At 67.4% G+C, this 26,034-nt stretch carries 23 protein-coding genes; 11 read left to right on the top strand and 12 right to left on the bottom strand.

Features of this window, described 5'->3' with window-relative positions:
* Window positions 1-8 precede the first annotated feature (8 nt).
* The 3 genes from KYC_RS03970 to KYC_RS03960 form a co-directional block, all read right to left on the bottom strand.
* On the bottom strand, window positions 9-587 hold the full coding sequence (locus KYC_RS03970; protein WP_008159109.1) for an amino acid synthesis family protein: 579 nt from the start codon (window positions 585-587) through the stop codon (window positions 9-11).
* Between the two features lie 19 nt (window positions 588-606).
* Entirely contained in the window at window positions 607-1,575 is a 969-nt protein-coding gene (locus KYC_RS03965) for a Bug family tripartite tricarboxylate transporter substrate binding protein (protein WP_008159108.1), read from the bottom strand.
* 91 nt (window positions 1,576-1,666) lie between these two features.
* Window positions 1,667-2,575: an NAD(P)-dependent oxidoreductase gene (locus tag KYC_RS03960; RefSeq protein WP_043517483.1), complete on the bottom strand. Its 909-nt coding sequence runs from the start codon at window positions 2,573-2,575 to the stop codon at window positions 1,667-1,669.
* A gap of 127 nt (window positions 2,576-2,702) precedes the next feature.
* Between KYC_RS03960 and KYC_RS03955 the strand changes: the two genes are divergently transcribed.
* A complete protein-coding gene (locus KYC_RS03955) occupies window positions 2,703-3,602 on the top strand; it encodes a LysR substrate-binding domain-containing protein (protein WP_008159106.1) in 900 nt (299 codons plus the stop codon).
* 48 nt (window positions 3,603-3,650) lie between these two features.
* On the opposite strand, the gene KYC_RS03950 is transcribed toward KYC_RS03955, so the two are convergent.
* Window positions 3,651-5,387, bottom strand: a complete 1,737-nt coding sequence (locus KYC_RS03950) for a SulP family inorganic anion transporter (protein WP_008159105.1) — start codon at window positions 5,385-5,387, stop codon at window positions 3,651-3,653.
* 232 nt (window positions 5,388-5,619) lie between these two features.
* On the opposite strand from KYC_RS03950, the gene KYC_RS03945 reads away from it, so the two are divergent.
* A complete protein-coding gene (locus KYC_RS03945; protein WP_008159104.1) occupies window positions 5,620-6,546 on the top strand; it encodes a helix-turn-helix domain-containing protein in 927 nt (308 codons plus the stop codon).
* 15 nt (window positions 6,547-6,561) lie between these two features.
* Here KYC_RS03945 and KYC_RS03940 read toward each other — a convergent pair whose 3' ends face one another.
* Window positions 6,562-7,470: a helix-turn-helix domain-containing protein gene (locus KYC_RS03940; protein ID WP_043517481.1), complete on the bottom strand. Its 909-nt coding sequence runs from the start codon at window positions 7,468-7,470 to the stop codon at window positions 6,562-6,564.
* A 287-nt stretch (window positions 7,471-7,757) separates the two neighbouring features.
* Here KYC_RS03940 and KYC_RS03935 point away from each other — a divergent pair, with 287 nt between their 5' ends.
* Complete coding sequence (locus KYC_RS03935; RefSeq protein WP_008159102.1) at window positions 7,758-8,870, top strand: Crp/Fnr family transcriptional regulator; 1,113 nt, start codon at window positions 7,758-7,760, stop codon at window positions 8,868-8,870.
* A 13-nt stretch (window positions 8,871-8,883) separates the two neighbouring features.
* On the opposite strand, the gene KYC_RS03930 is transcribed toward KYC_RS03935, so the two are convergent.
* From KYC_RS03930 to KYC_RS03915, 4 genes are read right to left on the bottom strand one after another with little or no spacing between them, the layout of a single operon-like run.
* Window positions 8,884-10,533, bottom strand: coding sequence for an MFS transporter (locus KYC_RS03930; RefSeq protein ID WP_008159101.1), 1,650 nt, complete (start codon window positions 10,531-10,533; stop codon window positions 8,884-8,886).
* 12 nt (window positions 10,534-10,545) lie between these two features.
* The gene (locus tag KYC_RS03925; RefSeq protein ID WP_008159100.1) at window positions 10,546-12,453 is read right to left on the bottom strand and encodes an amidohydrolase; all 1,908 of its coding nucleotides are present in this window, start codon (window positions 12,451-12,453) and stop codon (window positions 10,546-10,548) included.
* Entirely contained in the window at window positions 12,446-12,745 is a 300-nt protein-coding gene (locus tag KYC_RS03920; protein WP_008159098.1) for a XapX domain-containing protein, read from the bottom strand. Before KYC_RS03920 ends, KYC_RS03925 begins: the two co-directional genes overlap by 8 nt.
* A 13-nt stretch (window positions 12,746-12,758) precedes the next feature.
* On the bottom strand, window positions 12,759-13,412 hold the full coding sequence (locus KYC_RS03915; RefSeq protein WP_008159096.1) for an isochorismatase family protein: 654 nt from the start codon (window positions 13,410-13,412) through the stop codon (window positions 12,759-12,761).
* A gap of 238 nt (window positions 13,413-13,650) precedes the next feature.
* On the opposite strand from KYC_RS03915, the gene KYC_RS03910 reads away from it, so the two are divergent.
* Both KYC_RS03910 and KYC_RS03905 read left to right on the top strand, forming a co-directional pair.
* Window positions 13,651-14,856 carry an alpha/beta hydrolase family protein gene (locus KYC_RS03910; protein ID WP_008159095.1) on the top strand — a complete coding sequence of 402 codons (1,206 nt, stop codon included), beginning with the start codon at window positions 13,651-13,653 and terminating at the stop codon, window positions 14,854-14,856.
* 83 nt (window positions 14,857-14,939) lie between these two features.
* The gene (locus KYC_RS03905) at window positions 14,940-16,853 is read left to right on the top strand and encodes a B12-binding domain-containing radical SAM protein (protein ID WP_008159092.1); all 1,914 of its coding nucleotides are present in this window, start codon (window positions 14,940-14,942) and stop codon (window positions 16,851-16,853) included.
* Between the two features lie 47 nt (window positions 16,854-16,900).
* Here KYC_RS03905 and KYC_RS03900 read toward each other — a convergent pair whose 3' ends face one another.
* Together KYC_RS03900 and KYC_RS03895 are read right to left on the bottom strand one after the other, a co-directional pair.
* Entirely contained in the window at window positions 16,901-18,235 is a 1,335-nt protein-coding gene (locus KYC_RS03900) for an MFS transporter (protein ID WP_008159089.1), read from the bottom strand.
* Between the two features lie 252 nt (window positions 18,236-18,487).
* Window positions 18,488-19,237, bottom strand: a complete 750-nt coding sequence (locus KYC_RS03895; protein WP_008159087.1) for an SDR family NAD(P)-dependent oxidoreductase — start codon at window positions 19,235-19,237, stop codon at window positions 18,488-18,490.
* A 98-nt stretch (window positions 19,238-19,335) separates the two neighbouring features.
* Between KYC_RS03895 and KYC_RS03890 the strand changes: the two genes are divergently transcribed.
* The 5 genes from KYC_RS03890 to KYC_RS03870 all read left to right on the top strand — a co-directional run bounded on the left by KYC_RS03890 (window position 19,336) and on the right by KYC_RS03870 (window position 24,858).
* On the top strand, window positions 19,336-20,223 hold the full coding sequence (locus tag KYC_RS03890; RefSeq protein WP_008159085.1) for a LysR family transcriptional regulator: 888 nt from the start codon (window positions 19,336-19,338) through the stop codon (window positions 20,221-20,223).
* Between the two features lie 227 nt (window positions 20,224-20,450).
* Window positions 20,451-22,559, top strand: a complete 2,109-nt coding sequence (locus tag KYC_RS03885) for a TonB-dependent receptor (RefSeq protein WP_008159084.1) — start codon at window positions 20,451-20,453, stop codon at window positions 22,557-22,559.
* A gap of 91 nt (window positions 22,560-22,650) precedes the next feature.
* On the top strand, window positions 22,651-22,938 hold the full coding sequence (locus KYC_RS03880; protein ID WP_008159082.1) for a hypothetical protein: 288 nt from the start codon (window positions 22,651-22,653) through the stop codon (window positions 22,936-22,938).
* Window positions 22,925-23,215, top strand: a complete 291-nt coding sequence (locus tag KYC_RS03875; protein WP_008159079.1) for a hypothetical protein — start codon at window positions 22,925-22,927, stop codon at window positions 23,213-23,215. The genes KYC_RS03880 and KYC_RS03875 overlap by 14 nt, the downstream gene beginning before the upstream one ends.
* Before the next feature lie 17 nt (window positions 23,216-23,232).
* A complete protein-coding gene (locus KYC_RS03870) occupies window positions 23,233-24,858 on the top strand; it encodes a PepSY-associated TM helix domain-containing protein (protein WP_008159077.1) in 1,626 nt (541 codons plus the stop codon).
* 22 nt (window positions 24,859-24,880) lie between these two features.
* On the opposite strand, the gene KYC_RS03865 is transcribed toward KYC_RS03870, so the two are convergent.
* Entirely contained in the window at window positions 24,881-25,447 is a 567-nt protein-coding gene (locus tag KYC_RS03865) for a hypothetical protein (protein ID WP_008159075.1), read from the bottom strand.
* Window positions 25,448-25,770: 323 nt separating this feature from the next.
* Here KYC_RS03865 and KYC_RS03860 point away from each other — a divergent pair.
* Window positions 25,771-26,034, top strand: a 264-nt coding sequence (locus KYC_RS03860) for a DUF4189 domain-containing protein (RefSeq protein WP_008159072.1), incomplete at its 3' end; no start/stop codon positions are given.

Here is a 26,034-nt window from a genome sequence, read left to right as displayed (position 1 = left end):
CGGATCCGTCAGCGCTGGCCGTCGTGCACCGACACGGCTTCCTTGGTCAGGCCGCCCAGCCGCGAATGCACGCGGCCGCCTGTGCCCATTACCAGGGCGAACAGGATTTCGTTGGCGCGCGGCGCGTCCTGGATGCCGATCTCGATGCTGTTGAAGTGGCTGCGCACGTAGGACGCGTGGATGTAGTGGACCGGGACCATCATGCGGTAGCCGGCCACGGCCACGGCCTTGACCGCCGGCACCATGGCTTTGGGTTCGCCCAGCACGGTGCGCATGGCCCAGCCGCCGGCTTCGTGCCACACCGCGCCATGCTCCATTTCGCCGTTCAGGCCGACGATGGCGGCCTTGCTGTAGACCTCCACGTTGTCCTTGCCCAGGGTGTCCACGAGTTCCGTGGCCAACAGGGTGCCCAGTTCGCGCAGTTCCGCCATGAAGGGCATGAGGTCCGGTTCGTAGCGTCCGGCGTACGGGTTCTTGATGACGGCGCAGGACGCGGCCAGTTTCAGCGGCCGCGCAGGGGGCGGGCCGTTTTCGTGAAAACTGGTTTCGACGATCAGGCAGCGTTTGCGGATAGCGATCAACGACATTGCGGTTCCTTCTGGGGAGTCATTGCGGCGGGATGCCGGTTTCCTTGACGATGGCGGCCCACTTGTCGATCTCGGCGCCGATAAAGGCGCCGAACTCGGCGGGGCTTTGGGTTTTGACGGTGAGCCCCTGGCGGGCATAGGTTTCCTGCAGTTCCTTGTCGGCCAGCGCCAGGTTCAGCGACTTGGCCAGGCGGTCCGCGACGGGCTGCGGCAGGCCGGCGGGCCCCATCAGGCCGAACCAGACCGTCAGGTCGAAGCCGGGCGCGCCGCTTTCGTTCAGCGTGGGAATGTCGGGAGCCAGCGCAAAACGTTCGGGCGTGCTGACGCCATAGGCCTTTACCTTGCCGGCGCGCGCCTGCTGCAGGCCGTTGGCCATATCGGTAAAGGTCAGGTCGACCGTGCCGCCGATGACGTCGGTCAGCGCCTGGGGGCCGCCGCGATAGGGCACCGCGGTCACGTTGATATTGCCCATCGCCGCCAGCTTGGCGCCGAACACCTGCGCGCTGCCCGAGCCGTAGGCATAGGTCAGCTTGCCGGGGTGCTGGCGGCCATAGGCGAACAGTTCGTCCACGTTGGCGCCGGCGACCTTGGGCGTGCCCACCAGCAGATAAGGCGTTTCCGCCACCGCGCCGATGGGCGCCAGGTCCTTGGCGGGGTTGTACGGCAGGTCTTTGAACAGGCTGACGCCGCTGGCCGCCGTGGACACGCCAACCACCACCAGCGTGTATCCGTCCGGCTTGCTGCGGGCGACGTCGTGGGTGCCGATGATGCCGTTTGCGCCCGGCTTGTTCTCCACGACCACGGGCTGGCCCAGGTCGCTGGCCATGTGCTTGCCCAGGCTGCGCGCGACGACGTCGGTAATGCTGCCAGGCGGGAAGGGCACCACCATCCGGATCGGATGTTCGGGATAGGGCGCCGCCAGCGCGGGGCCGGCGGCGGTCAATGCCGCGGCAAGCGCCAGGGCAATGGAGGTGGTGTTTCTGTGCATGGATTGTCTCCCCTCTATGGGTGTCGTTGTCGGTGTCGCGGTCCGCGTGGCGGGCGGCCGGTCCATCCGTGGTTCCGCTTGCGGGATGGCGTCAGGCGGCGTCGCGCTGCGCTTCCAGGTAGCGGTAGATCTCGGTGTTGTCGGCCGTGGCCGGCAGCGCTTCCTGCGCCTGGCCCCAGGTGCTGGCGCACAGGGACAGCAGCGGCGCGGGCATGCCGCTCAGCTGCTGCAGGCTGTCGGCCGTGCGCAGGTCCTTGGCCATCAGGGCCAGCGCGAAGCCGCCGTTGAAGGTGCGCGGCACGATGAATTGCGCCAGCTTGGTTTCGGTGGCGACGTTGCGGCCACTGGATGCGTTGAGCACCTGCGTGAAGATGTCCGCGTCCAGGTCCATGGCCTGGGCGATCAGCATGGCCTCGCTGGCGGCGAACAGTCCGGCCGCGTAGACGTAGTTGTTCAGCGCTTTCATGGCGTGGGCCGAGCCCACGGCGCCGGTGTGGATCAGCGTCGCGCCCATGTGCGACAGGACGGGACGAACGCGTTCCAGATCCGCCGCGTCGCCGCCCGCCATGATGGCCAGTGTGCCGTTGGCGGCCTTGGCCACTGCGCCGGACACCGGCGCGTCGATCAGGGTGACGCCGGCTTCGCGCAGCAGGGGCGCCAGGCGCAGCGTCTCGGCGGGGTTGGACGAGCCCATGTCGATGAGCGTGGCGCCGCGCGGCAGCAGGGCGGCCAGGCCGGGTTCATCGGCGCGCCCTTCAATCACCGCGTTGGTCACGGCGCTGTTGGGCAGCATGGTGATCACCACGGTGCAGTCGGCCAGGTCAGCCAGGCGGGCGGCCGGGCGCAGCGTGACGCCCCAGGCGGGGTGCGATTTCAGGCGGTCCAGCCGCGCCGGATCGCGGTCATGGGCCAGGATGGCGACGTCGCGCGCGCCGGCCAGGTTTTCTAGCATCGGCAGGCCCATCATTCCCAGGCCGACGAATCCCAGCTTCAACATCATGCAGTTCCTTTATCGAAGCGACCGGACAAAACGTCCGGCGACGTCCTGGGATGCTACCGATGCGGCCGGATTTTCTCTTATGCTAAGTTGGCTCGGGGATATAACAAATGATTATCGGATGGAGACTATGCGGTTCAAGCTGAGGCAGATGGAAGTGTTCCGGGCGGTGATGCTGACGGGGTCCATGAACGGGGCGGCCAAGCTGCTGTTCGTATCGCAGCCGGCCGTGAGCCGGCTGATCGCGCATACGGAGCAAAGCCTGGGGCTGCAGCTGTTCGACCGCGACAAGGGCAAGCTCACGCCCACGCAGGAAGCGCACCGGCTGTTCGAGGAAGTGGGGCCGCTGTTCGAAGAAGCGCTGCGCATCGACGAGTTCGCGCGCGACCTGGCGGCCAGGCCTGAAGGCGCGCTGACGCTGTGTTCCAGTCCCAGCCTGGCGCTGAATTTCCTGCCGCCGGTGGTGGCGGGCTATCTTGAGCGCTATCCGAACGTGCGCGTGAAATTCCACACGACGCTGCTGGCGGACATGGCGCACGAGCTGCTGGGGCGCAAGGCCGAGCTGGCGGTATCGGTGCTGCCCATCGACCATCCCAACCTCGTCGTCGAACCCTTCGCCACCGGCGAAATGGTCTGCATCCTGCCCGAAGGACATCCGCTGACTGCGCAGGCGGACGTGGGCCTGGCGGAGCTGGCGGCCTGCCGGCTGGTGCTGTATAGCCGCAATATCCCGTTCGGCAGGCTGGTGGCCGCGGCGTTCCAGCGGGCGGGCGTGGACTGGAATCCGTCGGTGGATATCGTGCGTGCGGAACTGGCCTGCGCCCTGGTGCGCGCGGGGGCGGGCGTGGCGATTGTCGACCAGTTCTCGGTCGGCGGGGCGGGGTGGCCGGGCGTGGTGGTGCGGCCGCTGCGCGAATCTATCCCGCTGGCGCTGAGCCTGGTCCGGTCGCGCTTCGATACGCCCAGCCGGCATGTGCAGCGCTTCGTTCGCGTACTGAAGGAACACGTCAAGGCGATGGCGCCGGGCTGAAGGCGCAGCGCGGCGCCGCCAGGACAGAGGGGGCCCCGGCCTGGCGCGCTAGACGCCGGGACGCCGTGCTTCCGTCTTGCCCAGGTAGGCGTCCACCGCGCTTCCCACCGTAGGATGGAAATGGTTGTCCGGGAACAGGCGCGCCAGTTCAAAGCGCTTGAGCTTGTCGCGCACGGGGTCCTTCATTTCGGCAAAGTGCAGGGCGATACCCTGCTGGGCCAGATTCTGGCAAAGCTCGCGCAGCATGTCCGCCGACGTGACGTCGACGCTGGTGACCGGTTCGGCCGCCACCACCACGCGCTGCACGGGCGTGGGCGAGGCCTGAACGGCCTCCATCAGCCGCTGCTGAAAGAGTTCGGCGTTGGCGAAGAACAGCGGCGCGTCCCAGCGGAACAGCACCAGTCCGTCGATCAGCGCCGCATGCGGGTAGCGCTTCAGGTCGTGGTAGCCGCGCAGGTTGGGCACGCGGCCCAGCACCGCGAAGTGCGGACGCCAGCCGTCCCACAGGAATTCGATGACGGCGATGACCACGGCCAGGCAGATGCCCGGTATTGCGCCGAAGACCGCCACGGCGGCGAAACACAGCATGGACAGCCAGAATTCCCATTGCTGGATGCGGTAGATGCGGCGCAGGTCCTTGAATTCGAACAGCCCGATGGCGGCGGCGATCACCACGGCCGCCAGCGCGCTGTTGGGCAGATGGCGCAGCAGGTTGGGCGCGGCCACCAGCAGGGCGGCCACGGCAAGGGCGCCGACGACGCCCGTGAGCTGGGTGCGCGACCCCGAGGCCTCGGCCACCGGCGTGCGCGATGAACTGCTGCTGATCGGGAACCCCTGGAAGAAGCCCGCGGCCAGGTTGGCCACGCCCAATCCCACCATTTCCTGGTTGGGGTCCACGCGCGTGTTGGTGCGCGCGGCATAGGTGCGCGACAGCACGCTGGTGTCTGCGAAGGCGATCAGCGCCACGGCGCAGCCGCCCAGCACGATCTTGATCAGGTCCGCGTCGCTGAGCCAGGGCCAGACAAACTTGGGCAGTCCTTGCGGAATCTCGCCCAGCACCTTGACGCCCTGCTGGTCCAGATTGAACAGGCTAACCGCCAGCGTCGCCAGGATCACCGCGATCAGGATGCCCGGCACGCGGTCAAAGCGCTTGAGCAGCAGGATCACCGCCAGGCTGGCCGCGCCCACCGCGAAGCTGGGCCAATGGGTCTGCCCTTCCATCACGGCTTGCGCCAACTGCTGCATTTCGCGCAGCGGCCCCGCGTCGTCGATGGAAACGGCAAAAAGCTTGGGCAACTGGCTTACCAGCACTGTCAGCGCGATGCCGTTCATGTAGCCGTAGCGGATGGGCTTGGACAATAGTTCGGTGATAAAGCCCAGGCGCATCAGGCCCAGCACGATGCAAAAGAGTCCGGACACGACGGCCATCAAGCTGGCGGCCGCGATGGCGCGCATGGGGTCGCCGTTGGAAACGCTGAGCACCACCGCCAGGATGGGCGCCGCCAGCGCGGAATCCGGTCCCAGCACCAGGATGCGGCTGGGGCCGAACAGCGCGTAGACCAGCATCGGGATGATGGTGGCGTACAGGCCGTAGACGCCGGGCACGCCCGAGGCCTCGGCGTAGGCGATGCCCACCGGCACCAGCATCGTCGTCAGCACAAGACCCGCGGCAATATCCTTGGGCAGCCAGGCGGCCTGATAGGACTTCAGGACCGCCAGCCCGGGCAGCCAGCGCAGCCAGGATGGAGCTGTTTTGTCGGTGGGGCGGGGCGTAGCGGTGGCCATGGGATCCCGGTTCTTGATGTTATGTCCGTGCGGGTTGCTGGATTGCCGCGTCTCATACTAACCCGGCGGATCTGCACTCATGCGACACCGTGCTTTTCTATCTGGCCTGCGGCGGCTGCGAAGAGGGCATGCTACGGGGCCGTCGATTTTTGCGAATTGTTGCTTGTTGCCAAGCAACATGGCCTGCTATCTTCGAGTCCGAAACGCGCAAGCCGCGATCTGGACTACCGCCATGCCTGCCCAACAGCGCCAATTTCTTGAAGCACAGCCCGCGCCATCGACCGATGCGCTGGGCTGCTCCGCCAGCAAACTGGCGCTGAACCAGGAGTTCCACGGAGGCGGGCTGACCTTCTATCGCAAAAGCACCGACAACGAGCGCTTTGGCAATGTGGCGACGCCGGCATCCGACCGCGGCTTTCTGGTGGGGGTCGCGATGCGCGGCGGTCATCGGCGCCGTATCCTGCACGGCAACCACGCGTCGACCCACGATTTCGACCAGGGCTCGATCTACATCCGCGATTTCACCGACGATTATCGGGCGGACCTGCAAGGCGGTTTCGATTTCATGCTGATCGAGCTGTCGCGCGACTTCATCGAGCGCGTGAACGATGAAAAGGGCGGTCCGCGCGTCAGCAGCCTGCTGCCGCGCGCTGGCGAGGGCGATGCGGTGCTGGCCCATCTGTCGCAGGTACTGGCGGGCGTGGTGGCCGATCCCGCCGCCAGCAGCAGCCTGTTCGTGGATCACCTCAGCCTGGCTATCGGGACGCACGTGCTTGGCCAGTACGGCGCGGGCGCCACCTCTGGGTGGGCCGACACGGGCGGAGCGCGGGTTCTGTCGCGCAAGCTTGAGGCGCGGGCCAAAGACATGCTGCTGGCGACCCTGCGCGAGAACGCGTCCATCGCGGACATCGCCGAGGCCTGCAATCTGTCGCGCAGCTATTTCATCAAGGCCTTCCGCCAGACGGTTGGCACCACGCCGCACCGCTGGCTGCTGGAGCAGCGCGTCCAGAAGGCGCAGGAGCTCCTGCGCGTGCCGGGCCGGTCGATCACCGATGTGGCGCTGCTGTGCGGCTTTGCCGACCAGGCGCACATGACGCGGGTGTTCACGAGCGTGGTGGGCGTGTCGCCGGGCGCGTGGCGCAGGGAAAACGTGGGCTGAGGCGCCGGCCCGGCCCTAGCTGCGGTTCTGCCGCCGCCAGGCCGCGGGCGGGGCGCCGACCACGCTGGCGAAGACGCGGGTGAGGTGGGCCTGATCCGAGAACCCGCAGTCGCGGGCGACGTCCGACACCGGCGCATCCGATTGCAGCAACATCAGTTTCGCCTGTTCGACCCGGCATTCCAGCAGCCAGCGGTGCGGCGTGGTGCCCATGGTCTGGCGGAAGGCCTTGATGAAATAGCTGCGCGATAGCCCGCAGCCCTGGGCGACATCCGAGATCGACACGTCGGCATGCAGGTCGGCCGTCAGCATGTCCCTGGCCAGCTTCTCTTGCCAGGCCGCCAGTCCGCCGCGCGCGGGCGCCAGGTCGGCCTGCGGGCCGATGGCGGCGCCGTAGGCCTGGATCATGTGGACCTGCGCGGCCAATGCCATCTGGTCCACGAACAGCGGGTCTGCGTGCGCGGGGTCGGCCAGCGCCGGCAGCAGCGCATTGCCCAGCCGGGCAAGCACGGGATCGGATGTGCCGGGTTCGCACGAGAGCGTTTGGACGTTCGGCACGCCCAGGTCGTCGGACAGCCGGTAAAGCGATTCGGGCGCGACCCGGAAATACAGGAAGTCGAAGGGCGAGCTCAGCTCGGCGCGATAGGGATCGCCTGCGCGCCGGATGGTGATCTCGTCGGGCGCCAGCGGCGTGGAGCAAGGCAGGTCCGGGGTGTACAGCACGCGCTGGGCGCCCGTGAGCGACACGCTGAGCAGGAAGCCGTCGCCGTGCCCGGCGGAGCGGGCGGTTCCGAAACCCGGCCGCGCATAGCCCACGCGCGCAATCTCCAGCGCGGCCTTGCAGCCAGGGCTGGTGCGGATAGCCTGGACCGACGCGCCGGGATAGGCGTCGAGCAGGCTGGTTGGCGCGTCAAGCAAGGCTGGCATGGTCCGGAGGCTGGAATCTCGGTGGGTTTGCGTTGGCGTCAGGCGCTGGTTGCAATACGCCGTCATGCTAGGGATGCGCGCCTGCGCAGGCTTGGACGCAAGTGCGCTGGTTTGGACAAAAGCGCACTGATAGCCCTGAAACAGGCTACAGCAGCCCGTTCGGGCAAGAGTGCGATCATTACTCTTTCATACAAACCAGGATGCAAGTGCGCAAGACTGGTCCGCACGGCCGGGGCTAACTTGTCCGCTATCCTGCCGCTTTCCTCGGATGATCCGGGAGTGTCCACATGAACCGCTTTACGGCCGGCGTTCCGCCGGCCAACCCGCCGCCCAGCCTGGCCATGCTGCATGCGCAGGCGTTTCCGATGCTGGACCGCGCCATGATCGCCCGGGCCGCATCCTATGGCATGGAGATCTCGGTCGAGTCCGGCAGCGTGCTGCTGGCCAGCGGCGCCCGCGAGGCCGCCTTCTACATCGTGCTGGAAGGCTACATCGAGGTGCTGGAATGCGAGGCCGACCAGGCCATGCACAGTCTGCTCGTGCATCGTGACGGGGAGTTTACGGGCAGCCTGGATCTGTTCACCGACCGCCCCAACGCGGTTACGGTGCGTGCCGTGTCCGCCAGCCGCCTGTTGCGGGTGAGCCGCGCGGCGCTGGAAGAACTGATCCTGGCCGAGCGCGAACTGGCGGGGATCCTGCTGCGCGCATTCATTCTGCGGCGCATCGGCTACCTGCGGCAGCGCCCATACGGCGGCGCCATCCTGCGTTGCGCCGCCCGCGTCGGCGAGGATGACCCGGTAATGGACCTGGCGGTCATCGGCGGCGGCCCGGCTGGCCTGGCCGCCGCGGCCTACGCCGCGTCCGAGGGGCTGCAGACGTTGCTGGTGGGCGGTTCGTTGTCCTGTGGCGAGGCGCCCGGCCTGGACGCCTTGTCGGGATTCCCAGGCACTATTTCGGGCCTCTGCGATGGCGGCCTGCTGCGCCGCGCCGAGAACCAGAGCAGTCGTTTCGGCGCGCATGTGCTGGCCCGGTGCACCGTCAGCGGGTTCGATGGCGGCTGCTACCCGTATCGCGTATGGCTGGACGATGGCCGGATGGTCGAGGCGCGCAGCCTGATCGTGGCCACCGGCAGGCAAGATGCGGCGGCGGAGGATGCGGCGCCCGAAGCCAACACGGCATGGCTGGACGGCTGGCTGGACACTGACGACCAGGGCTACATCCACACCGGCCGCGCCGCCGCGGGTTCGATGCAGGCCCGGGCCTATGAAAGCTCGCAGCCAGGCGTTTTTGCGGTCGGCGCGGTGCGCGCCGGGTCGGTCAAGCATGTGCTGGCCAGCATCGCCGAAGGCGCCGCCGCGGTGCGGGTGGTGCACCGCTTCCTCGACGCCTCGGCGCACTGAGCGCCGGCGCGGCTCAGACGGGCGGGGCCGGGTGGGAACCGGCCGCTGCTGGCCCGGCAGATTTCATATCCAGCGCCAGGAAGTGATGCACGACCGGCTTGTCGGGGCCGACGTGAAAGCGCTGGGCTTCGCCCTGCAGGTCGGCGTCGGCCTGCGACACGCGCTGATGCTGGCGCAGATGCTCGGCCCACGATTCCACCAGGAACCATTCCTGCACCCGCTCCGGATCGCCCGTGTGTTCCGCGATGCCCCAGGCGTACGCGCCGTCGCGGCGGCGTTCCTCGGCCACCGCCTTGAGCGCCTGCAGGAAGGCGGGGCGGTCCTGGACGCGGATTCGGTATTCGATCTGCACCATGACGGGGCCGCGGTCATGCGCTACCGGCGCGTCCAGCAGCGGCTCGGGCCAGTGGTTGGACGGGTCCAGGTTGGCTTCGCCTTGAGGCAGGCGCATGCGATGCAACACGACTCCGGCCGCGACCAGACCGATGGCGCCGGCCAGCAGCGTGGCGGGTACGCCGATCTGCCGCGCCAGCAGGCCCCAACCCAGGCTGCCGGCGGCCATGGCGCCGTTGAATACCATCAGGTAGATCGCCAGTCCGCGGCCGCGCACCCAGTTGGGCAGGATGGCCTGCGCCACGCCGTTAAACGTGGTGAGGGCGACGATCCAGCCCATGCCCAGCAGCAACAGCAGCAGCACGGCGGCCCACTGCGGCGGCGCGAAGGACAGGGCGGCCATGACCAGAGCCGCGGCAATGGCCGCGGCCAGCACCAGGCCGTCCGTGTTCAGCTTCTGGCGCAGTTTGGGCAGGACCAGCGCGCCCAGGATGGCGCCCACGCCCACCGCGCCCAGCAGCAGGCCGTAGAAGCCGGCGGTGCCGCCCAGCATCTGGCGCGCCACCAGCGGCAGCAGCGCCCAGACGGAGCTGGCGAATATGAAGAACACTGCGGCGCGCAACAGCACCACGTGCAAATCGTGGCTGGCCCGGGCATAGCGCACGCCGGCGCGGAAGGCGCCGAAGAACTGCTCGGACAATCCGTCGTCGACCTTCTTCGGACGCTTCCACCACAGCAGCGCCCCGATGACGAACACATAGCTGAGCACGTCCGCGCCGTACGCGGCGGCGGCGCCGAAGGCCGCCAGCAGCAGACCGCCCAGCGCCGGGCCCAGCGCGCGGGCGATGTTGATGCCCAGCGAATTCAATCCCACCGCGGCCTTCAGCTCGGGCTTGGGCACCAGTTCCGGCACGATTGCCTGCCAGGTTGGCCCCATCAGCGCCGTGCCCACGCCGCCCAGGAAGGTCAGCGCGATCAGGTATTCCACGGTCAGCGTGTTGGTCTTGGCCATCATCAGCAGCGTGAAGCTGACGCAGGCCAGCAGCACCTGGATGATGATGAGGAAGCGGCGCCGGTCCAGGATGTCGGACAGCACGCCTGCGGGAATCGCCAGCAGGAAGACGGGCAGGGTGGCCGCGGTCTGCATCATGGCGACCGCGGCGGGGTTGGACGACAGGTCGGTCACCAGCCAGGCGCTGGCCACGTCGCGCATGAAGCTGCCGATATTGCCCAGGATGGTGGCGCCCCACAGCACCGCGAACAGCGTGTGCTTGAGCGGGGCCATGCCGCCGGCGGCGGGCGCGTGGGGAGTGCGGTCAGATCCGGACATGCGGGCGCTCCGTCATACCGCCCAGCACGCGCAGCCCAGCGCGCCCCAGAACCCTTTCAGGTCGGATACGGGCAGCTTGCTGGCCCACGCGCCGGCGTGCTGGTGGCCGTGGACGTTGCAGTCGTTGGCGCAGGCGCAGGCGGCTGCGGCTTCGCGTAGCGTGGCCTGCAGCGGCTTGCCTTCGTTGTCGCCCCAGGCGCCATAGCCGCCGAAGAGACGGGTGGGAGACCAGTCCGGCATGGCTGGCGGCGGGGCGGCGTCGTCATGCGCGGCGAATTCGCCCGCGCCCCAGACCACCTTGCCGCCCACGATGGTGAGCAGACTGGTGGTGTCGGCGATGTCCGATTCCGGGCAGGAGAAGAAGTCGCGGTCCGGCACGATCAGGTCGGCCAGCTGGCCCGCGGCGATGCGGCCCTTCTTGCCTTGTTCGTTGGAGAACCAGGTGACGTTCTCGGTCCACATGCGCAGGGCCGCGTCGCGGTCCAGGCAGTTGCGCTGGGGCGTCAGGCGCAGGCCGCCCACCGTCTTGCCGGTGATCAGCCAGGACAGCGAGACCCAGGGGTTGTAGGACGCGACGCGGGTTGCGTCCGTGCCGGCCGATACGTTCACGCCTTTTTCCAGCATGCGCTTGACGGGCGGCGTGGCCTCGGCCGCGCCAGCGCCGTAGCGCTCGACGAAGTATTCGCCTTGATACGCCATGCGGTGCTGCACGGCAACGCCGCCACCCAGCGCGGCGATGCGGTCGATCGAGCGTTCCGAAATGGTCTCGGCATGATCGAAGAACCAGTTCAGGCCGGCCAGCGGCACGTCCTTGTTGACACGCTCGAACACGTCGAGCGAACGCGAGATGGTTTCGTCGTAGGTGGCGTGCATGCGCCAGGGCCAGCGATTCTGCGCCAGGATGCGCACCACTTCCTCGAGCTCGCCTTCCATTTCCGGACCCATCTCGGGGCGCGGCTGGCGGAAGTCCTCGAAGTCGGCGGCCGAGAACACCAGCATCTCGCCCGCGCCATTGTGGCGGAAGTAGTCGGTGCCTTGCTTGTACTGCGACGTGGCCGTCCAGTTCAGGAAGTCTTCCTTTTCCTGCTTGGGCTTCTGGGTAAAGAGGTTGTAGGCCAGGCGGATGGTCAGCTGATCGGCGTCGGCCAATTGCTGGATGACCTGGTAGTCCTCGGGGTAGTTCTGAAAGCCTCCGCCGGCGTCAATAGCGCCGGTGACGCCCAGGCGGTTCAGTTCGCGCATGAAATGGCGCGTGGAGTTCAGCTGGTACTCGATCGGCAGCTTGGGGCCCTTGGCCAGCGTGGCGTACAGGATGGAGGCGTTGGGTTTGGCCAGCAGCAGGCCGGTCGGGTTGTCTGCCGCATCGCGCACGATCTCGCCGCCGGGCGGCGCGGGCGTGTTCTTGTCGTAGCCGACGGCGCGCAGCGCGGCGGCATTGAGCAGGGCGCGGTCGTACAGGTGCAGGATGAACACGGGCGTATCGGGCGCTGCGGCGTTCAGCTCTTCGATGGTGGGCAGGCGCTTTTCCGCGAACTGATGTTCCGTGAAGCCGCCCACCACGCGCACCCACTGCGGGGCGGGCGTGATGGCGACCTGGCGGCGCAGCATGGCCATGGCGTCGGCCAGGCTGGCCACGCCGTCCCAGCGCAGCTCCATGTTGTAGTTCAGGCCGCCGCGGATGATGTGCAGGTGGTTGTCGATCAGGCCGGGCAGCACGCCGCGCCCGTTCAGCGCGATCACGCGGGTGGCGGAGCCGGCCAGGGGCAGGATGTCGGCGGCCGCGCCCACGCGCGTGAAACGGCCGTCCTTGATGGCCACGGCGTCGGCCGTGGGATTGGCGGGGTCCAGGGTGGTGAAGCGGCCCTGGTGCAGGATCAGGTCGGGGGCGCCTTGGCGCGCGGGGTCCAGAGTGTCAGCCATTGCGCTTGTCTCCACATGCATCGGCGGGTTGGCGGGCGGAATCGGCGGCCGGCTTGGGGCAGCTGGGCAATTCGCCGAACATATGGGGCTTGACCTGCTCGTGGATCCAGGACGTGCGCGTGGCTTCGTCCGCGAGCAGGCGCTTGACCAGCGGGGGAATCTGTTCCCCCGCCAGGATGCCGAGCAGGCCTACCAGGGCGATCACCGGCGGCGCCGGTGAACGCACGTTGAAGAGCGCATAGATGATCCCGACCAGCAGGCCGAGCCCCAGCGATACCAGGTAGACCTTCATCGGCGTTCTCCGGTCAGCCTTCGTGCGCGTTGAACATGGACTTGGCGTAGATGATGCCCAGGCCATAGGCGCCGCCGAACTTCTTGGCGATGCCGGTCGTCATGTCGTAGGTGTCCGTGCGGGCCCAGTCGCGCTGCATTTCCAGCAGGTACTGCAGGGCAGTGATCGGCTGGCCGCCAGCTTGCACGATACGCTCAACGGCACGGTTGTGGGCTTCCGCCGACACGTCGCCGCAGGCGTCGGTGATCACATAGACCTCGAAACCCTGGTCCAGCGCCGACAGGGCCGGGCCCACGATGCACACGCTGGTCCACAGGCCGGCCAGCACGATGCGCTTCTTGCCGATTTCATTGACCTGCTTGATGACGGCGGCGTCTTCCCAGGTGTTCATGGACGTGCGGTCCAGCAGCGCCTGGCCGGGGAACGGGGCGGTGACTTCCTCGAACATCGGGCCGGAGAAGCTCTTTTCCGCCACGGTCGTCAGGATGGCCGATGCGCCGAAGCCGGCGGCGGCATGCGCGACCAGCGCGGCGTTGCTGCGCAGCGTGACGGCGTCGATCGAATGCGTGGCGAACGCCATCTGCGACTGGAAGTCGATCATGATGAGCGTGTGATCTTTCGGGGACAGCAGCTTGGCGCCGGGGGTGGGGGTCGCGGTGATGGGCATGGGGTGGCTCCTTCGGATGCCTGGGGTGAGGGACCCCGGCAATGTGCCAGCCGGCCATCGGGACGTATTGAACGATAGTCCGCCGGTTTGAAGATTGTGATTGCGCTGCCGCGTGTCCCGCATCAGGGATAGCGGGGATCGCCATGGATCCGGCGGTCGGGTAGGCTGCATATTCCGGGACATGCCGATGCGCGCTCCCGCTGCGTTGCGCTAACCCCGATTGCTGCGGAGCGTCATCATGGGCCTGGCCTTCAAGAATTCCCTGCACGATGATTTCGGCATGCGGCCGGCTGCGTATCTGCCCTATGGCGGGGCCGACCTGGGCGAGATCTTGGCGGTGGGCCGGGCGGTGGGTGACGGCGACGATGCGGCCTTTCTGCAGGCGTGGGTAGCCGCCGGCGACCGGCTGGCGGCGCAGGCCGACGACGCCATGCGGGGCGGGCGGCTCGCCAGCGCCCGCGAACTGTTTCTGCGCGCCAGCGCCTTCTACGCCACGTCCTACCGGCCGCTCTATGGCGCGCCGGCGGACCCGCGCCTGGTGGCCGCCTTCCGCCAGCAGATTGCGGCGTTCGACCAGGGACTGGCCCTGGGGGACCATCCGGTGGCGCCGATGAGCATTCCTTTTGAACGCGCCGTCATGCCGGCCTACCTGATTCCCGCCGAGGGGCGCGAGACCGAGGTGCGGCCGCTCATCATCTTCACCAACGGGTATGACGCCACGGTGACCGACATGTACTTCGCGTCCGCCGTGGCCGCGGCGCGCAGGGGCTATCACAGCCTGCTGTTCGACGGCCCCGGTCAGGGCGGGACGCTCTATGAACAGAACATCAGCCTGCGCCCCGACTGGGAGACCGTCGTGGGAGCGGTGATCGACTGCGCGGTCCAGCTTCCCATCGTTGACCCCAAACGCATCGCGCTCAGCGGCTGGAGCCTGGGCGGCCATCTTGCGCCGCGCGCGGCCTCCGGCGAGCATCGCCTTGCGGCCTGCGTCGCGGACCCCGGGCAATGGAGCATCGCGGATCTGTTCCGTCCCCTGGCGGTCAAGCTGGGCGCCTCGCCGGCCACGGCGGCCAACTTGGGAGAGCTGGAGGAACCCGTCTTGCAGCAGCTAGAGCAGTTCGTGATGGCCGACCCGGGATTGAGGTGGAAAATCGTCCAGCGCGGCTTCTGGGTGCATGGGGTCGGCAACCTGCGCGATTACCTGCGCGCCATCGAACCCTTTACGCTGGACGGCCGAATCGAGGCCATTGCGTGCCCGACGCTGCTGACGCAGGCCCAGGACGATCCCCTGGCGGCCGGGGTGCAGGCGATCTTCGATAAATTGCGGTGCCCCAAGGAAATGCTGCGCTTTTCGGCGGACGAGGGGGCGGGGGAGCACTGCGAATCGCTCAACCGGTCGCAGTTGAACCGCCGGGTGCTCGACTGGCTGGACGGCGTGCTGTAGCCCCGGGGACGGGGCCTGGCGCGGCGCGCTGCCTATAATTGCGGCGATCCCCGCTTTTTTTGACGGCAGCCTTGCCGTGTCTCATGTCCACCTTGCCTTTGCGCGTGCTGTCGGTCATTCCGCCGATGACGCAGCTGAATACGCCTTATCCGTCCACCGCCTACCTGACCGGCTTCCTGCGTTCGCGCGGGGTGACGTCGTTCCAGGAAGATCTGGCGCTTGCCCTGGTGCTGCGCCTGCTGTCGGCCGACGGCCTGCGCGCCGTGGCGCAGAAGATCGACGCCCTCCCGCTTGAACGGCACACGCCGGCCATCCAGGCCTTCGTGGCCATGCAGGCTCGCTACCTGGCCACGATAGGGCCCGCGATCGCGTTCCTGCAGGGCCGCGATCCCACGCTGGCGCACCGTATCGTCGGCCGCAACTTCCTGCCCGAGGGCCCGCGCTTCAGCTCGCTGGACGTCTACATGGATGAAGACGGGGGCGATCCCTTGGGTTGGGCGTTCGGCGCGCTGGGCCTGCACGACCGGGCCAAACACCTGGCCACCCTGTATCTGAACGACCTGGCCGACGTGCTGCGCGACGCCGTCGACCCGCGCTTCGAATTCGTGCGCTACGCCGAATCGCTGGCCGGTAGTCAGCCCACCTTCGACCCCCTGGCGGAGGCGCTGGCCGCGCCCCTGAACCTGGTCGACGAGACGCTGCGCGAACTGACCATGGAAGCGGTGGCGCGCCACGCGCCCACGATGGTGCTGCTGTCGGTGCCGTTTCCGGGGGCGGTATACGCCGCCTTCCGCATTGCGCAGGCGATCAAGGCGCACGACCCGCGCATCATCACCGTGCTGGGCGGCGGCTTCGTCAATACCGAACTGCGTGAACTGAAAGACCCGCGCGTCTTCGATTACGTGGACTACGTCACGCTCGATGCAGGCGAACGCCCGTTGCTGGCGCTGCTGGAGCACGTGCAGGGCAAACGGTCGCGCCAGCGGCTGGTGCGCACCTTCCTGCGCGACGGCGAGACCGGCGCGGTCCGCTACGTGAACATGGTCGAGCCCGACGTGGCGTTTGCTGAAGTAGGCACCCCGACCTGGGATGGCCTGCCGCTGGACCGCTACCTGTCCTTGCTGGACATGTTGAACCCCATGCACCGACTCTGGAGCGATGGCCGCTGGAACAAGCTGACCGTGGCGCACGGCTGCTACTGGAAGAAGTGCAGCTTCTGCGACGTGGGCCTGGATTACATCGGCCGCTACGAAGGCGCGTCGGCCACGGTGCTGGCGGACCGCATCGAAGCCATCGTGCAAGAGACCGGCCAGACCGGCTTTCACTTCGTCGACGAGGCCGCGCCGCCCAAGGCGCTTAAGGCGCTGGCGACCGAACTCATTGAACGCAATGCCGGCATTTCCTGGTGGGGCAACATCCGCTTCGAGAAAACCTTCAGCCCGGAACTGTGCGAACTGCTGGCCGATAGCGGCTGCATCGCCGTGTCGGGCGGGCTGGAAGTGGCGTCGGACCGCCTGCTGAATCTGATGAAGAAGGGCGTGTCGATCGACCAGGTGGCGCGCGTGACGCGCGCCTTCACCGATGCCGGCGTGCTGGTGCACGCCTACCTGATGTACGGCTTTCCGACGCAGACCGTGCAGGACACCGTGGACGCGCTGGAATACGTGCGCCAGCTCTTTGAAAACGACTGCATCCAGAGCGGTTTCTTTCACCGCTTTGCCTGTACGGTGCATTCGCCGGTGGGGCAGAATCCCGACGAATACGGCATCCGGCTCAAGCCGCTGCCCGAAGTTACGTTCGCCAAGAACGACGTGGGTTTCCATGACCCCACTGGCGTGGATCACGACGCGCTGGGCAAGGGCCTGAAGAAGGCCATCTACAACTACATGCACGGCATCGGCCTGGACGAGGACGTGCGCAGCTGGTTCCCGTTCAAGGTGCCGCGCACGACCGTGGCGCGCAACCGCATCGGGCGGGCGCTGAGCCAGCGCGGGTAGCGGGGACGGCGCGCACGCTAGCGGCCGCCCTGGCAACGCCCAGCCCGCTAGTGGGTGGCAGGCGCGTCCTGCGCGGCCGACAGCACCGGCTCGGCCGCCTCGGCGCCTGGCACCGCATTCGTCAGGTCTTCGGTCATTTCGTGGTCCAGCGCGCCCTGGATCAGGTCTTCGGTTACGCGCAGTTCCACCCCCACGGGCGACATCTGCGCGGCTGCGGCGAAGGGGGCGACGGGAGCCGGAGCCGGGCGTTCGTTGCGGCGCCAGACAAAGAAGGTGACCAGGCACAGGTTGAGCAGGGCGAAGCACCAGAACAGGCCAGCCTCGCCGAACTTCGCCATCACGGGCGAGATCGCCAGCGGGCTCAGCGCCGACCCCAGCGAGTTGATCAGCAGCAGGCCCTGGATCATGCGCACCAGGGCATCGGCGGGGGCCCGATCGGCCGCGTGGCTGACCGCTACCGGGTAGATGGCGAACACGCCGCCGCCCAGCAGGAACAGCAGAGGCATGAGCAGCCAAGACGAGGGCGGCAGCAGCAGGATCAGCAGGCTGAGCACCGCGCAGAACACGGCCAGCGCGATCAGGACGACCTGGCGGTCGCGCAGGTCGGACCAGCGACCCACGGGATACTGCAGCACCATGGCGCCGAGGATGACGGCGCCCATCATCTTGCCCACCTGCGCGACGTCCAGGCCGATGCGCTGCAGGTACAGCGGCAGCAGGGTGTAGACGGCTGCGATCGCCACGCCGGAGCCAAAGCAGCCCATTACGCCGGTGGGCGTCATGCGGGCAAGGTGGTGCGGCAGCAGCGGCTCCACGCGTTCCACCAGCGGCGACACGCGCGGGATGATGACCATGGGCAGGACCGACAGCGACGCCAAGAGGCCGGCCACCATGAATGGCGCCATGTCGCCCAGCCGCGTGATCGCGCCCAGTTCCAGTTGGCCCAGCATGCCGGATCCGTACAGGGCGATCATGTACAGCGCCAGCAGGCGCCCGCGCATCTTGGCGTCGCCAGCCAGCAGCAGCCAGCTTTCCACGACCAGGAACACGCCGACGCTGGCCCAGCCGTTGATCAGGCGCAGCAGGAACCAGGCTTCGCGGTTGAAGATCAGGCCCTGCAGCAGCACCGTCACGGCGATGAGCGAGGCAAAGCTGCTGTAGGCGCGGATGTGGCCGATGCGCAGGATCAGGCGGTCGTTGAAGATGGCGCCCAGCGTCAGGCCGATGAAGTACGACGACGAGATGATGCCGATGACGGTGGCCGATTCGCCGGCCGCGTCCAGTTGCAGGGTGGTAAGGGAAGAGATGAAAGCGTTGCCGATGCAGACAACGAACAAGCCAAGAAGGGGCCCGAGCACCAGGCCCAACAACTGCCGAGACATGAAATCCTCGATTTCCAGAACAGCAAAAGCATCCGGTGCGACCGGACAAACGATAGGTGGGGTTGGGGGGAATGCGTCATGGTTCGCCTGGCTTGGGGGGCAATGCCATGCGCTTGGGCGCGGCCGTCGGGCACGGGTGCGGGACGGCGGGAATCCGGCGCGGATTGTAGCGCCGATTGCCGGGCGGCCTGGCGCCGCCCGGAACGGCCGGGGGGCCGGCCGCGGCGTGACGCGGCCGGCACGGCGCAGCCGTTACGTCAGCGCCATGCCGCCGTCGACCTTCAGGTTGGTGCCGGTGACGAAGCTGCTTTCGTCGCTGGCAAGGAACAGCGCGGCCCGCGCCAGTTCGGCGGCCTGGCCCATGCGGTTCAGGGGGATCGCCGCGGCCATGGCCTGGTCCAGCCCCGCGCGCGCCTCGGCGCCGATGCCCAGCTTGTCCAGGATAGGAGTCTGCACCGGGCCGGGACTGATCACGTTTACGCGGATGCGGCGGTCCTTCAGTTCCAGCGCCCAGCTGCGGGCGAAGGCTTCGACCGCGGCCTTGCTGGCCGCGTAGACGGCGTGGCCCTCTAGCACTTTGGCGCTGGCAATCGAACTGACCAGGATGATGGAGGCGCCGTCGTTCATCGCGGGCAGGGCCTTCGTCACGCCGAAGAAGACGCCGCGCGCGTTGGTCGAGAACTGGCGGTCGAAGCTGTCGACGGATACCTCTAACGACGGCTCCAGGATGGCGACGCCCGCGTTCGCCATGTAGACATCGAGGCCGCCGAAGCGGCGCTGTACGTCGTCGATGATGCGATCGTGCGTGTGCAGGTCGGCCACGTCGCCCGTGATGCCCACGGCGCCGTGTCCAATGGATTTCAGGGCCGCATCAACGGCGTCCTGCCTTCTGCCCACGATGACGACCTGCGCGCCGGCCTGCGCGAACGCCGTGGCCGACGCCAGGCCGATGCCGCTGTTGCCGCCGGTGACCAGCGCGACCTTGCCCGAGAGTTGGTTCATGATTTTTCTCTGAATGATGAGGGGAAACCCACTTTATCTATTCCAATTGGCGTTAAATAGCTGGTTCGATTCCTATCACTTGTTCCTAAAGGTCAAAAATGGAAGCGCTACCCGACGCCTCCGCGCTGGTCGCCTTTGCCACGACGGTTGAAGCTGGCTCGTTCAGCGCGGCGGGCCGGATCCTGGGCACTTCGCCGTCGGCCGTCTCCAAGGCCATCGCGCGGCTGGAGCAGCGATTCGGCATCAGGCTGTTCCAGCGATCCACCCGCGTCCTCACGCTGACGCGCGAGGGCGAGGCCTATTACGAGCGCGTTTCGCCGCTGCTGCGGGCGCTGGGCGACGCCGGCGACGTCATGCGGCCGGAGGCCACCGCGCAGGGCCGCCTGCGCGTGACCGCGCCGGGCGACTTGGGCCGGCTGCTGATGGAGCCCATCGTCGGGCGGTTCCTGCCGGCGCATCCGGCCTTGAAGCTGGAAATGAGCCTGGCCGACCGCCATGTCGACCTGATCCGAGAGGGCTTCGACTTGGCGATACGCGCGGGCCGCGTGGCCGATTCGGAGCTGAACGCGCGTCAGCTTGCGCAACTGCCGCTGGTGCTGGCGGCGTCGCCGGGCTATCTGGAACACCATGGGGCGCCGCGCGACATCGACGATCTGTCCGGTCACCGGCACGTGCGTTATCTGCTGGCGGGCAGGGCGTTCCCCATTACCTTCGCCTCGGGCCAGGTCGTCGACCCGCCCGGGGTGTTCGATACGGATGATGGGACGGCGCTGCGTGCGGCGGCGCTGGGCGGGCTGGGCATCATCCAGATTCTTGGGTTGGCGGTGCGCGACGACATCGCCGCCGGCCGCCTGGTCGTGCTGCTGCCACAGGCGCCGCTTCCGCGCGTGCCGGTTTCGGTGCTGCACGCGTTCGGCCGCCAGGCGCCGGCGCGCGCCCGCCTGTTCATCGACTTTCTGGCCGAGGAATTGGCACGGCTCGCCTAGAGGTGCTGGCCTGGAGATATTCCCCGGAAGGGGGCGCATTTGTCCAAACGCAAGGCAGCCGCATGTTGCGGCTGCGAAGCCTGCCTCGTTCAGTTGCTCGTCAGCTTATATAATCGACAATCATTCCCATTTGCATTTACAAATAAGGGATAGGGAAAATGTCTGACGAGAGGGCTGTTTCAATTGAGGCGCGGGCGCTGCGGATGGCGCCTTGCCTTGCGCTCAGCATGTTGCTGCCGCTGCCGGCGGCCTGGGCGCAGGATGCGCAGCAAACGACTACGCTGCAGCCGGTGACCGTCACCGCTGGCGCCGTGAGCAGCGGAGACTTGCCGCCGGCCTATGCGGGCGGGCAGGTCGCGGAGGGCGCCCGGCTGGGCCTGATGGGCAATCAGTCCGTGATGGATACGCCGTTCAACGTCACCAGCTACACCTCCGAACTCATCAAGAACCAGCAGGCTCGCACGCTCGCGGACGTGATGGCCAACGACCCGTCGGTGCGGTTCACGACGTCCAGCGGCCACGCGTACGAGAACTTTCGCATCCGCGGGTTCGACGTCAACCAGAACGACGTGGCCATCAACGGCATGTTCGGCCTGGCGCCCATGGGGCGCACGCCGGTGGAATTCGTCGAGCGGGTAGAGGTGCTGAAGGGGCCCAATTCGCTGTTCAGCGGCATGGCGCCCAGCGGCGCGGTGGGCGGCACGGTGAACCTGGTGCCCAAGCGCGCCACCGACACCCCCAATGCGACGTTCGGCGTGAACTGGCTGTCCGACGGGCAGCTCGGCACCACAATAGACGCCGGCCGCCGCTACGGCGCCAGCAATGAATGGGGCGCGCGCGTCAATGGCTCGTTCAGCGACGGCGCCACCACGCTGGACGGCCAGTCCAGGAAGCGCGAGTTCTTCTCCGCCGGACTGGACTACCGCGGCAGCGCGCTGACCGCGTCCATCGACGCGTACCACAGCCAGGAATCGTTCACGGGCGGCACTCCCGCCATGTTCTGGTTCGCCAGCCCGGTCGTGCCGGTCGCGCCCGATCCCCGCATCAACCAGTTCAGCACGGGTTACGGCAACATACAGAGCAACGCCGTGATGGCGCAGGCCGAGTACCGCTTCAATGACAAGGTGTCGGCCTTCGCGGGCGTGGGCTGGCGTGATAGCGATCAGTCGGGGCTTATCAATGGCACGCATGCGCGGCAGATCGACGCCAACGGCAATTTCACCGGCCAGATCGTGGGCCAGCGCGCCTACACGGACGCGATGACCGCCGAGGGCGGCCTGCGTTCGCGCTTCAAGACCGGCAGCGTGGGACACGAGCTGGTGCTGCAGGCGTCCATCCTGAAGCTTGAGGATGGTTCGGCCACCGGCCCGGCCTCGGTGTTCAAGTCCAACATCTATGACCCGATCACGCCGGTCATGCCGGCGGTGCCGGGCAGCGCGCCCAAGACCAGCGAGAACACGTTGAGCAGCGTGGCGCTGGTCGACACCATGTCGTTCCTGGACGACAAGCTGCTCTTGACCGCCGGGTTGCGCAACCAGCGCGTGAAGACCAGCAATTTCGACAAGACGGGCAAGACGACGGCGCGCTACGACGAAGACGCCGTCACGCCGGCGGTGGCCATTGTCGTTAAGCCCTGGGGGCCGGACCTGTCGTTCTATGCCAACTACGTCGAAGGCTTGAGCAAGGGCGACAGCGTCACCGACACCACCGCGACCAACTTCGGCGAAGTCTTCGCGCCGTACAAGACCAAGCAGAAGGAACTGGGCGTGAAGTGGAACGCCGGCACCTTCACCAACACGCTGGCGCTCTTCGAAATCGAGAAGCCCATGCTGGTGACCGAGGGGTCGACGTCGAACCCCACTTACGCGGACGGCGGCGAAAAGCGCGTGCGCGGCGTGGAGTGGAATACGTTCGGGGAAATCGCGCAGGGCGTGCGCGTGCTGGGCGGCGTGACCTACACGCAGGGGACACAGGTCAAGACCTCGTATGGCCGGTATAACGGCAACACCGCCGTCGGCGCGCCGCGCTGGCAGGCCAACACGGGGCTGGAATGGGATACGCCTTGGGTGCCCGGCCTGACGCTTTCCGGCCGCATCCAGGCAACGTCCAGCCAGTACGCGGACTCGGCCAACAAGATCGAGATTCCGGGCTGGGGCCAGGTCGACCTGGGCGCGCGCTACGCCACCAAGGTCAACGGCAAGGACGTGGTGCTGCGCCTGAACGTCAACAACGTGTTCAACAAGTACTACTACGCCGGCATCTTCAGCGACACGACACCGATCGCGACCCTGGGGCCGGCCCGCAGCGTCATGGCGTCCGCCACCATCAGCTTCTGACGGGCGGCGTCAGCCAAGCCCGCGCCGCATCCCGCTCGCCAGAGCCGGGATGCGGGGGCGGGCCAGATTGTTTGTTCATTGAAGGACAACCATGCAAGTCCTTATTCTCTCCAGCCTGGTTGCCGTGTTCCTGGGCTGTTTCTGCATTTATCGCGCTTCGCCCAACCAGCGCTGGGGCAGCGCGCCGTGGCCCGTCGCGCCCGCGAGGATCGCGGGCATCGCGCTGCTGGCGCTGGGCGGCTGGGGCTGCCTGCTTGGATTTTCGGTGGTGGCGGCCGTGTTCGTATTCTGTACGGCGCTGATGCTGTTCTTCTGCCTGATTCCGTACATCGGCGTAATGCGGCAGTTGCGCCGGGGAGACGCGAATGAAGCCCGCTAAACCCGCGCCCATCCGCCGCGACTGGATTTCGAAGAGCCTGGCGGGGGCCGTGCTGGGCTTCGCCATTGCGCTGGGATGCAGCGCGCTGCTGGCGTCGCTGACGTCCGGCGTGCCGCTCGCCACGCGCTCGCAGCTCGCCATGTGGCTGGTGCCGCCCGTCTGGATGGGCATTCTTTCCACCGTGTATTTCTTCGGCAGCGGCTTGCGCGCCTGGGGCTGGCTGGGCGGGACGTGCCTGGCGCTCTATGGCGGGCTGTACGCCGCCGGGGCGCTCTGAGCAGGAGGGCCGCGACCATGCGAGCCGACTACATCCGCATCTACAAATCGGTCCACACCTGGACCGGCATCCTTACCGGGATGGCGCTATTCATCGCGTTCTACGCGGGGGCGCTGACCGTGTTCAAGGAACCCATTGTCCGTTGGGCATCGCCCCAGCCGGCCGCCGCGATGGCGCCGCTGGAATCGGCCCCCAAGCTGATCGCCGCGACGCTGGCGGCGCGGCCCGAGGTGGCCAAGGGTTTCACCATCCACCTGCAGGAGGCCGAGCACATCCCGGCGCGCCTGGGGTGGGAAGTGCGCGATCCGCAGGCCGACGATCATGACGAATCGTCCGTGCGGCACTACCTGGCGCGGCTGGACGCGGACGGCGCGGTGCAGGTCGAACAGGCCGAGTCCAGCGGGCTGGGCGGTTTCATCGACGTGCTGCATCGCGTGGTGGGCCTGCCCGTGGACAGCGATCCGAACCGCTGGTTCATGGGCGTGGTGGCTGCGCTGTATGCCGTCGCGCTGGTGTCCGGCGTCATCGTGTTGCTGCCGTCGCTGGTCAAGGATTTCTTTGCGCTGCGCGTGGGCAAGAACCTCAAGCGCATGTGGCTGGACGCGCACAACGTGGTGGGCATTGTTTCACTGCCGTTCCATATCGTCATGGCGCTCAGTTCAATCGTCTTCGCCTTTCATGACGGGATCTACGACATTCAGGACCGGCTGATGTACGACGGCAAGCTGGAATCGGTGTTCCAGCGGGCCGGCGGGGCCGCGCCGGACGCGGCCCCGCGTGACCCGTCGTCCATGCTGGCGCCGCAGGACCTGCTGGCGCGGGTGCGCGGGCTGTCGCCGTCGTTCGAGCCCTACGCCCTGCAATACACGCAGGCGACGGGGCCGCGCGCCATGGTGCGGGTCTGGGGCAAGGATCCGGCCGCAGTGTCGCCGCGGGCGCGCGGCGGATTCGTGGCGATCGACCCGTACTCCGGCAAGGTCGTGAACACGGACTACCTGCCGGGCAGGCAGGACGCGGCCAACCTGTGGATCAGCAGCTTCTTTGCGCTGCACATGGCGTCCTTCGGCGGCGCGGCGGTGCAATGGCTGTACTTCCTGCTGGGACTGGCGGGCGCATGGCTGTTCTATAGCGGGAACCTGCTCTGGATCGAGACGCGACGCAAGCGAGCGGACCGCCGGACCGGGGAGTTGCCCGTGCAGCGCCTGGACACGCGGCTGATGGCGTCGGCGACCGTGGGGGTGTGCCTGGGCAGCGTGTGCGGCATCTCGCTGATGATGATTGCCGCCAAATGGCTGAGCGGCCGGGTCGGGGACTTGAACGCCTGGCTGCAGGGGCTTTACTACCTGGCGTTCTTCGCTGGCATCGCGTGGTCGTTCCTGCGCGGCGGGGCGGCAGGGGGCGTTCATCTGCTGTGGCTGGCGTCGGCCCTGACCCTGGCGATTCCGGCGACCTCGCTGCTGGGAGCGGTATATCCCGCTAGCGGCCTGTGGGCGCATACGTCGCCCGCAACCCTGGGGGTGGATGCGACTGCGCTGGCGTTGGGGCTGGGTTATGCCTGGATGGCTATCGCGACGCGCCGCCGGCTTGTCCGAGGCGCCGCGGATAGCGCCTGGGCGCCTCGGGCACTGGCATCAGGGACTTGAGTGGGGCGGGGTGCGCCCCGCGTCACTTGACCACGTAGTTCTTCGCGTCGGCTTCGCCCGCCCACTTGCGCAGCGCGGCGATGAACTCCGGGCAGACGTTGCCGTCGACGCTGGTGTCGACGATGACGCTGTCCTGCATGCGCATCAGCACCTTGCATTCATACACGCGGCTGCGGTTCGCGTAGTGGCCCGTGCTGTTTGTCTGGAACACGGGGGTGGCGGCCGTCGTGTTGGTGGCGGGGATCATGCCCACGACCTGCTGGCTGGAGCTGTCGACCACCCATTCGGTGTAGGGGGCGGTTTGGTAGTCGGACCATTCGAGTTCCATCGTGTTGCCGACGGATCGAATCTTGGACGGTTCGCCCAGCGCTGCGATGGCGTCGTTGATGGAGCGGCCTTCCATGTTCTTCGCCACATTCACGCTGGGCGAAAAAGACACGCCGGACTTGAAGATCTGTCCCAGCGACGGCATGGTGGAGCTGCCGCCGGTGGGCATCGGGGCGCAGCCGCTCAGGGCCAGCGCGACGATCACGCAGGCCGGCAGAAGGAACAACCTGCGGGAACCGTGGGAATGCTGTTGCGACGTCATGGTTTGCTGTCCGTGCTCCGTTGGTGGTCGGACCAGCGCTCCGCCTGGGCAGAGCGCATCGGGTGGCCTCAACGCGATTTGTTTCTCTTCGTGACAAGCGGACCGCCCAATGGCGTCCGGCGCCCTGGCGCGGGCCGCCTTGCTGATTACGGCCCGCTTCAGAAAGTTCGATATTCTTACCGAGAAACGGGGCCGGAGTCCGGCCCGAGAACTGTGAAATTTGTTACCTAATATGCCCGGGTTGTTCAGGCATAGAGGGACGGAACGAGGACCTGCTTGCTAACATCGTCCCCGCTCAATCCACTGGATCCCGGTAACCGACGATGACGCCCGCCCGCTTTCTTCCCCTGATCCGCGCCGCATTCGCCGCTCTCGCTCTGGTTGCGGGGCTGGCGTCGCCCGCCGCCGCCGAAAAGCTCTACGGCGGCATCGCCACCGACGGCAAGCATTCGAAGATCTACTGGGTCCTGCCCGAGACCAACGGCAAACAGGCCGAGGCCGCGGCGGTGGCGGAATGCCGCCAATCCGGCGGCAAGGACTGCAAAAAGCTGAGCTGGTTTTCGGACAGCTGCATGGTTTACGCCCGC

The sequence above is a fragment of the Achromobacter arsenitoxydans SY8 genome (assembly GCF_000236785.1).
Lineage (GTDB): Bacteria > Pseudomonadota > Gammaproteobacteria > Burkholderiales > Burkholderiaceae_B > Achromobacter > Achromobacter arsenitoxydans.
The sequence above is the reverse complement of the archived record's forward strand: the minus strand, read 5'-3'. Positions and strand labels throughout refer to the sequence as shown.

What these genes read in the sequence shown, in the direction of transcription:
- KYC_RS03970 (WP_008159109.1), bottom strand. Translation starts at nt 587, where the DNA reads ATGTCGTTGATCGCTATCCGCAAACGCTGCCTGATCGTCGAAACCAGT.
- KYC_RS03870 (WP_008159077.1), top strand. Translation starts at nt 23,233, where the DNA reads ATGCGAGCCGACTACATCCGCATCTACAAATCGGTCCACACCTGGACC.
- KYC_RS03965 (WP_008159108.1), bottom strand. Translation starts at nt 1,575, where the DNA reads ATGCACAGAAACACCACCTCCATTGCCCTGGCGCTTGCCGCGGCATTG.
- KYC_RS03930 (WP_008159101.1), bottom strand. Translation starts at nt 10,533, where the DNA reads ATGTCCGGATCTGACCGCACTCCCCACGCGCCCGCCGCCGGCGGCATG.
- KYC_RS03925 (WP_008159100.1), bottom strand. Translation starts at nt 12,453, where the DNA reads ATGGCTGACACTCTGGACCCCGCGCGCCAAGGCGCCCCCGACCTGATC.
- KYC_RS03910 (WP_008159095.1), top strand. Translation starts at nt 13,651, where the DNA reads ATGGGCCTGGCCTTCAAGAATTCCCTGCACGATGATTTCGGCATGCGG.
- KYC_RS03945 (WP_008159104.1), top strand. Translation starts at nt 5,620, where the DNA reads ATGCCTGCCCAACAGCGCCAATTTCTTGAAGCACAGCCCGCGCCATCG.
- KYC_RS03915 (WP_008159096.1), bottom strand. Translation starts at nt 13,412, where the DNA reads ATGCCCATCACCGCGACCCCCACCCCCGGCGCCAAGCTGCTGTCCCCG.
- KYC_RS03940 (WP_043517481.1), bottom strand. Translation starts at nt 7,470, where the DNA reads ATGCCAGCCTTGCTTGACGCGCCAACCAGCCTGCTCGACGCCTATCCC.
- KYC_RS03950 (WP_008159105.1), bottom strand. Translation starts at nt 5,387, where the DNA reads ATGGCCACCGCTACGCCCCGCCCCACCGACAAAACAGCTCCATCCTGG.
- KYC_RS03880 (WP_008159082.1), top strand. Translation starts at nt 22,651, where the DNA reads ATGCAAGTCCTTATTCTCTCCAGCCTGGTTGCCGTGTTCCTGGGCTGT.
- KYC_RS03955 (WP_008159106.1), top strand. Translation starts at nt 2,703, where the DNA reads ATGCGGTTCAAGCTGAGGCAGATGGAAGTGTTCCGGGCGGTGATGCTG.
- KYC_RS03920 (WP_008159098.1), bottom strand. Translation starts at nt 12,745, where the DNA reads ATGAAGGTCTACCTGGTATCGCTGGGGCTCGGCCTGCTGGTCGGGATC.
- KYC_RS03895 (WP_008159087.1), bottom strand. Translation starts at nt 19,237, where the DNA reads ATGAACCAACTCTCGGGCAAGGTCGCGCTGGTCACCGGCGGCAACAGC.
- KYC_RS03900 (WP_008159089.1), bottom strand. Translation starts at nt 18,235, where the DNA reads ATGTCTCGGCAGTTGTTGGGCCTGGTGCTCGGGCCCCTTCTTGGCTTG.
- KYC_RS03890 (WP_008159085.1), top strand. Translation starts at nt 19,336, where the DNA reads ATGGAAGCGCTACCCGACGCCTCCGCGCTGGTCGCCTTTGCCACGACG.
- KYC_RS03885 (WP_008159084.1), top strand. Translation starts at nt 20,451, where the DNA reads ATGTTGCTGCCGCTGCCGGCGGCCTGGGCGCAGGATGCGCAGCAAACG.
- KYC_RS03960 (WP_043517483.1), bottom strand. Translation starts at nt 2,575, where the DNA reads ATGATGTTGAAGCTGGGATTCGTCGGCCTGGGAATGATGGGCCTGCCG.
- KYC_RS03865 (WP_008159075.1), bottom strand. Translation starts at nt 25,447, where the DNA reads ATGACGTCGCAACAGCATTCCCACGGTTCCCGCAGGTTGTTCCTTCTG.
- KYC_RS03905 (WP_008159092.1), top strand. Translation starts at nt 14,940, where the DNA reads ATGTCCACCTTGCCTTTGCGCGTGCTGTCGGTCATTCCGCCGATGACG.
- KYC_RS03935 (WP_008159102.1), top strand. Translation starts at nt 7,758, where the DNA reads ATGAACCGCTTTACGGCCGGCGTTCCGCCGGCCAACCCGCCGCCCAGC.
- KYC_RS03875 (WP_008159079.1), top strand. Translation starts at nt 22,925, where the DNA reads ATGAAGCCCGCTAAACCCGCGCCCATCCGCCGCGACTGGATTTCGAAG.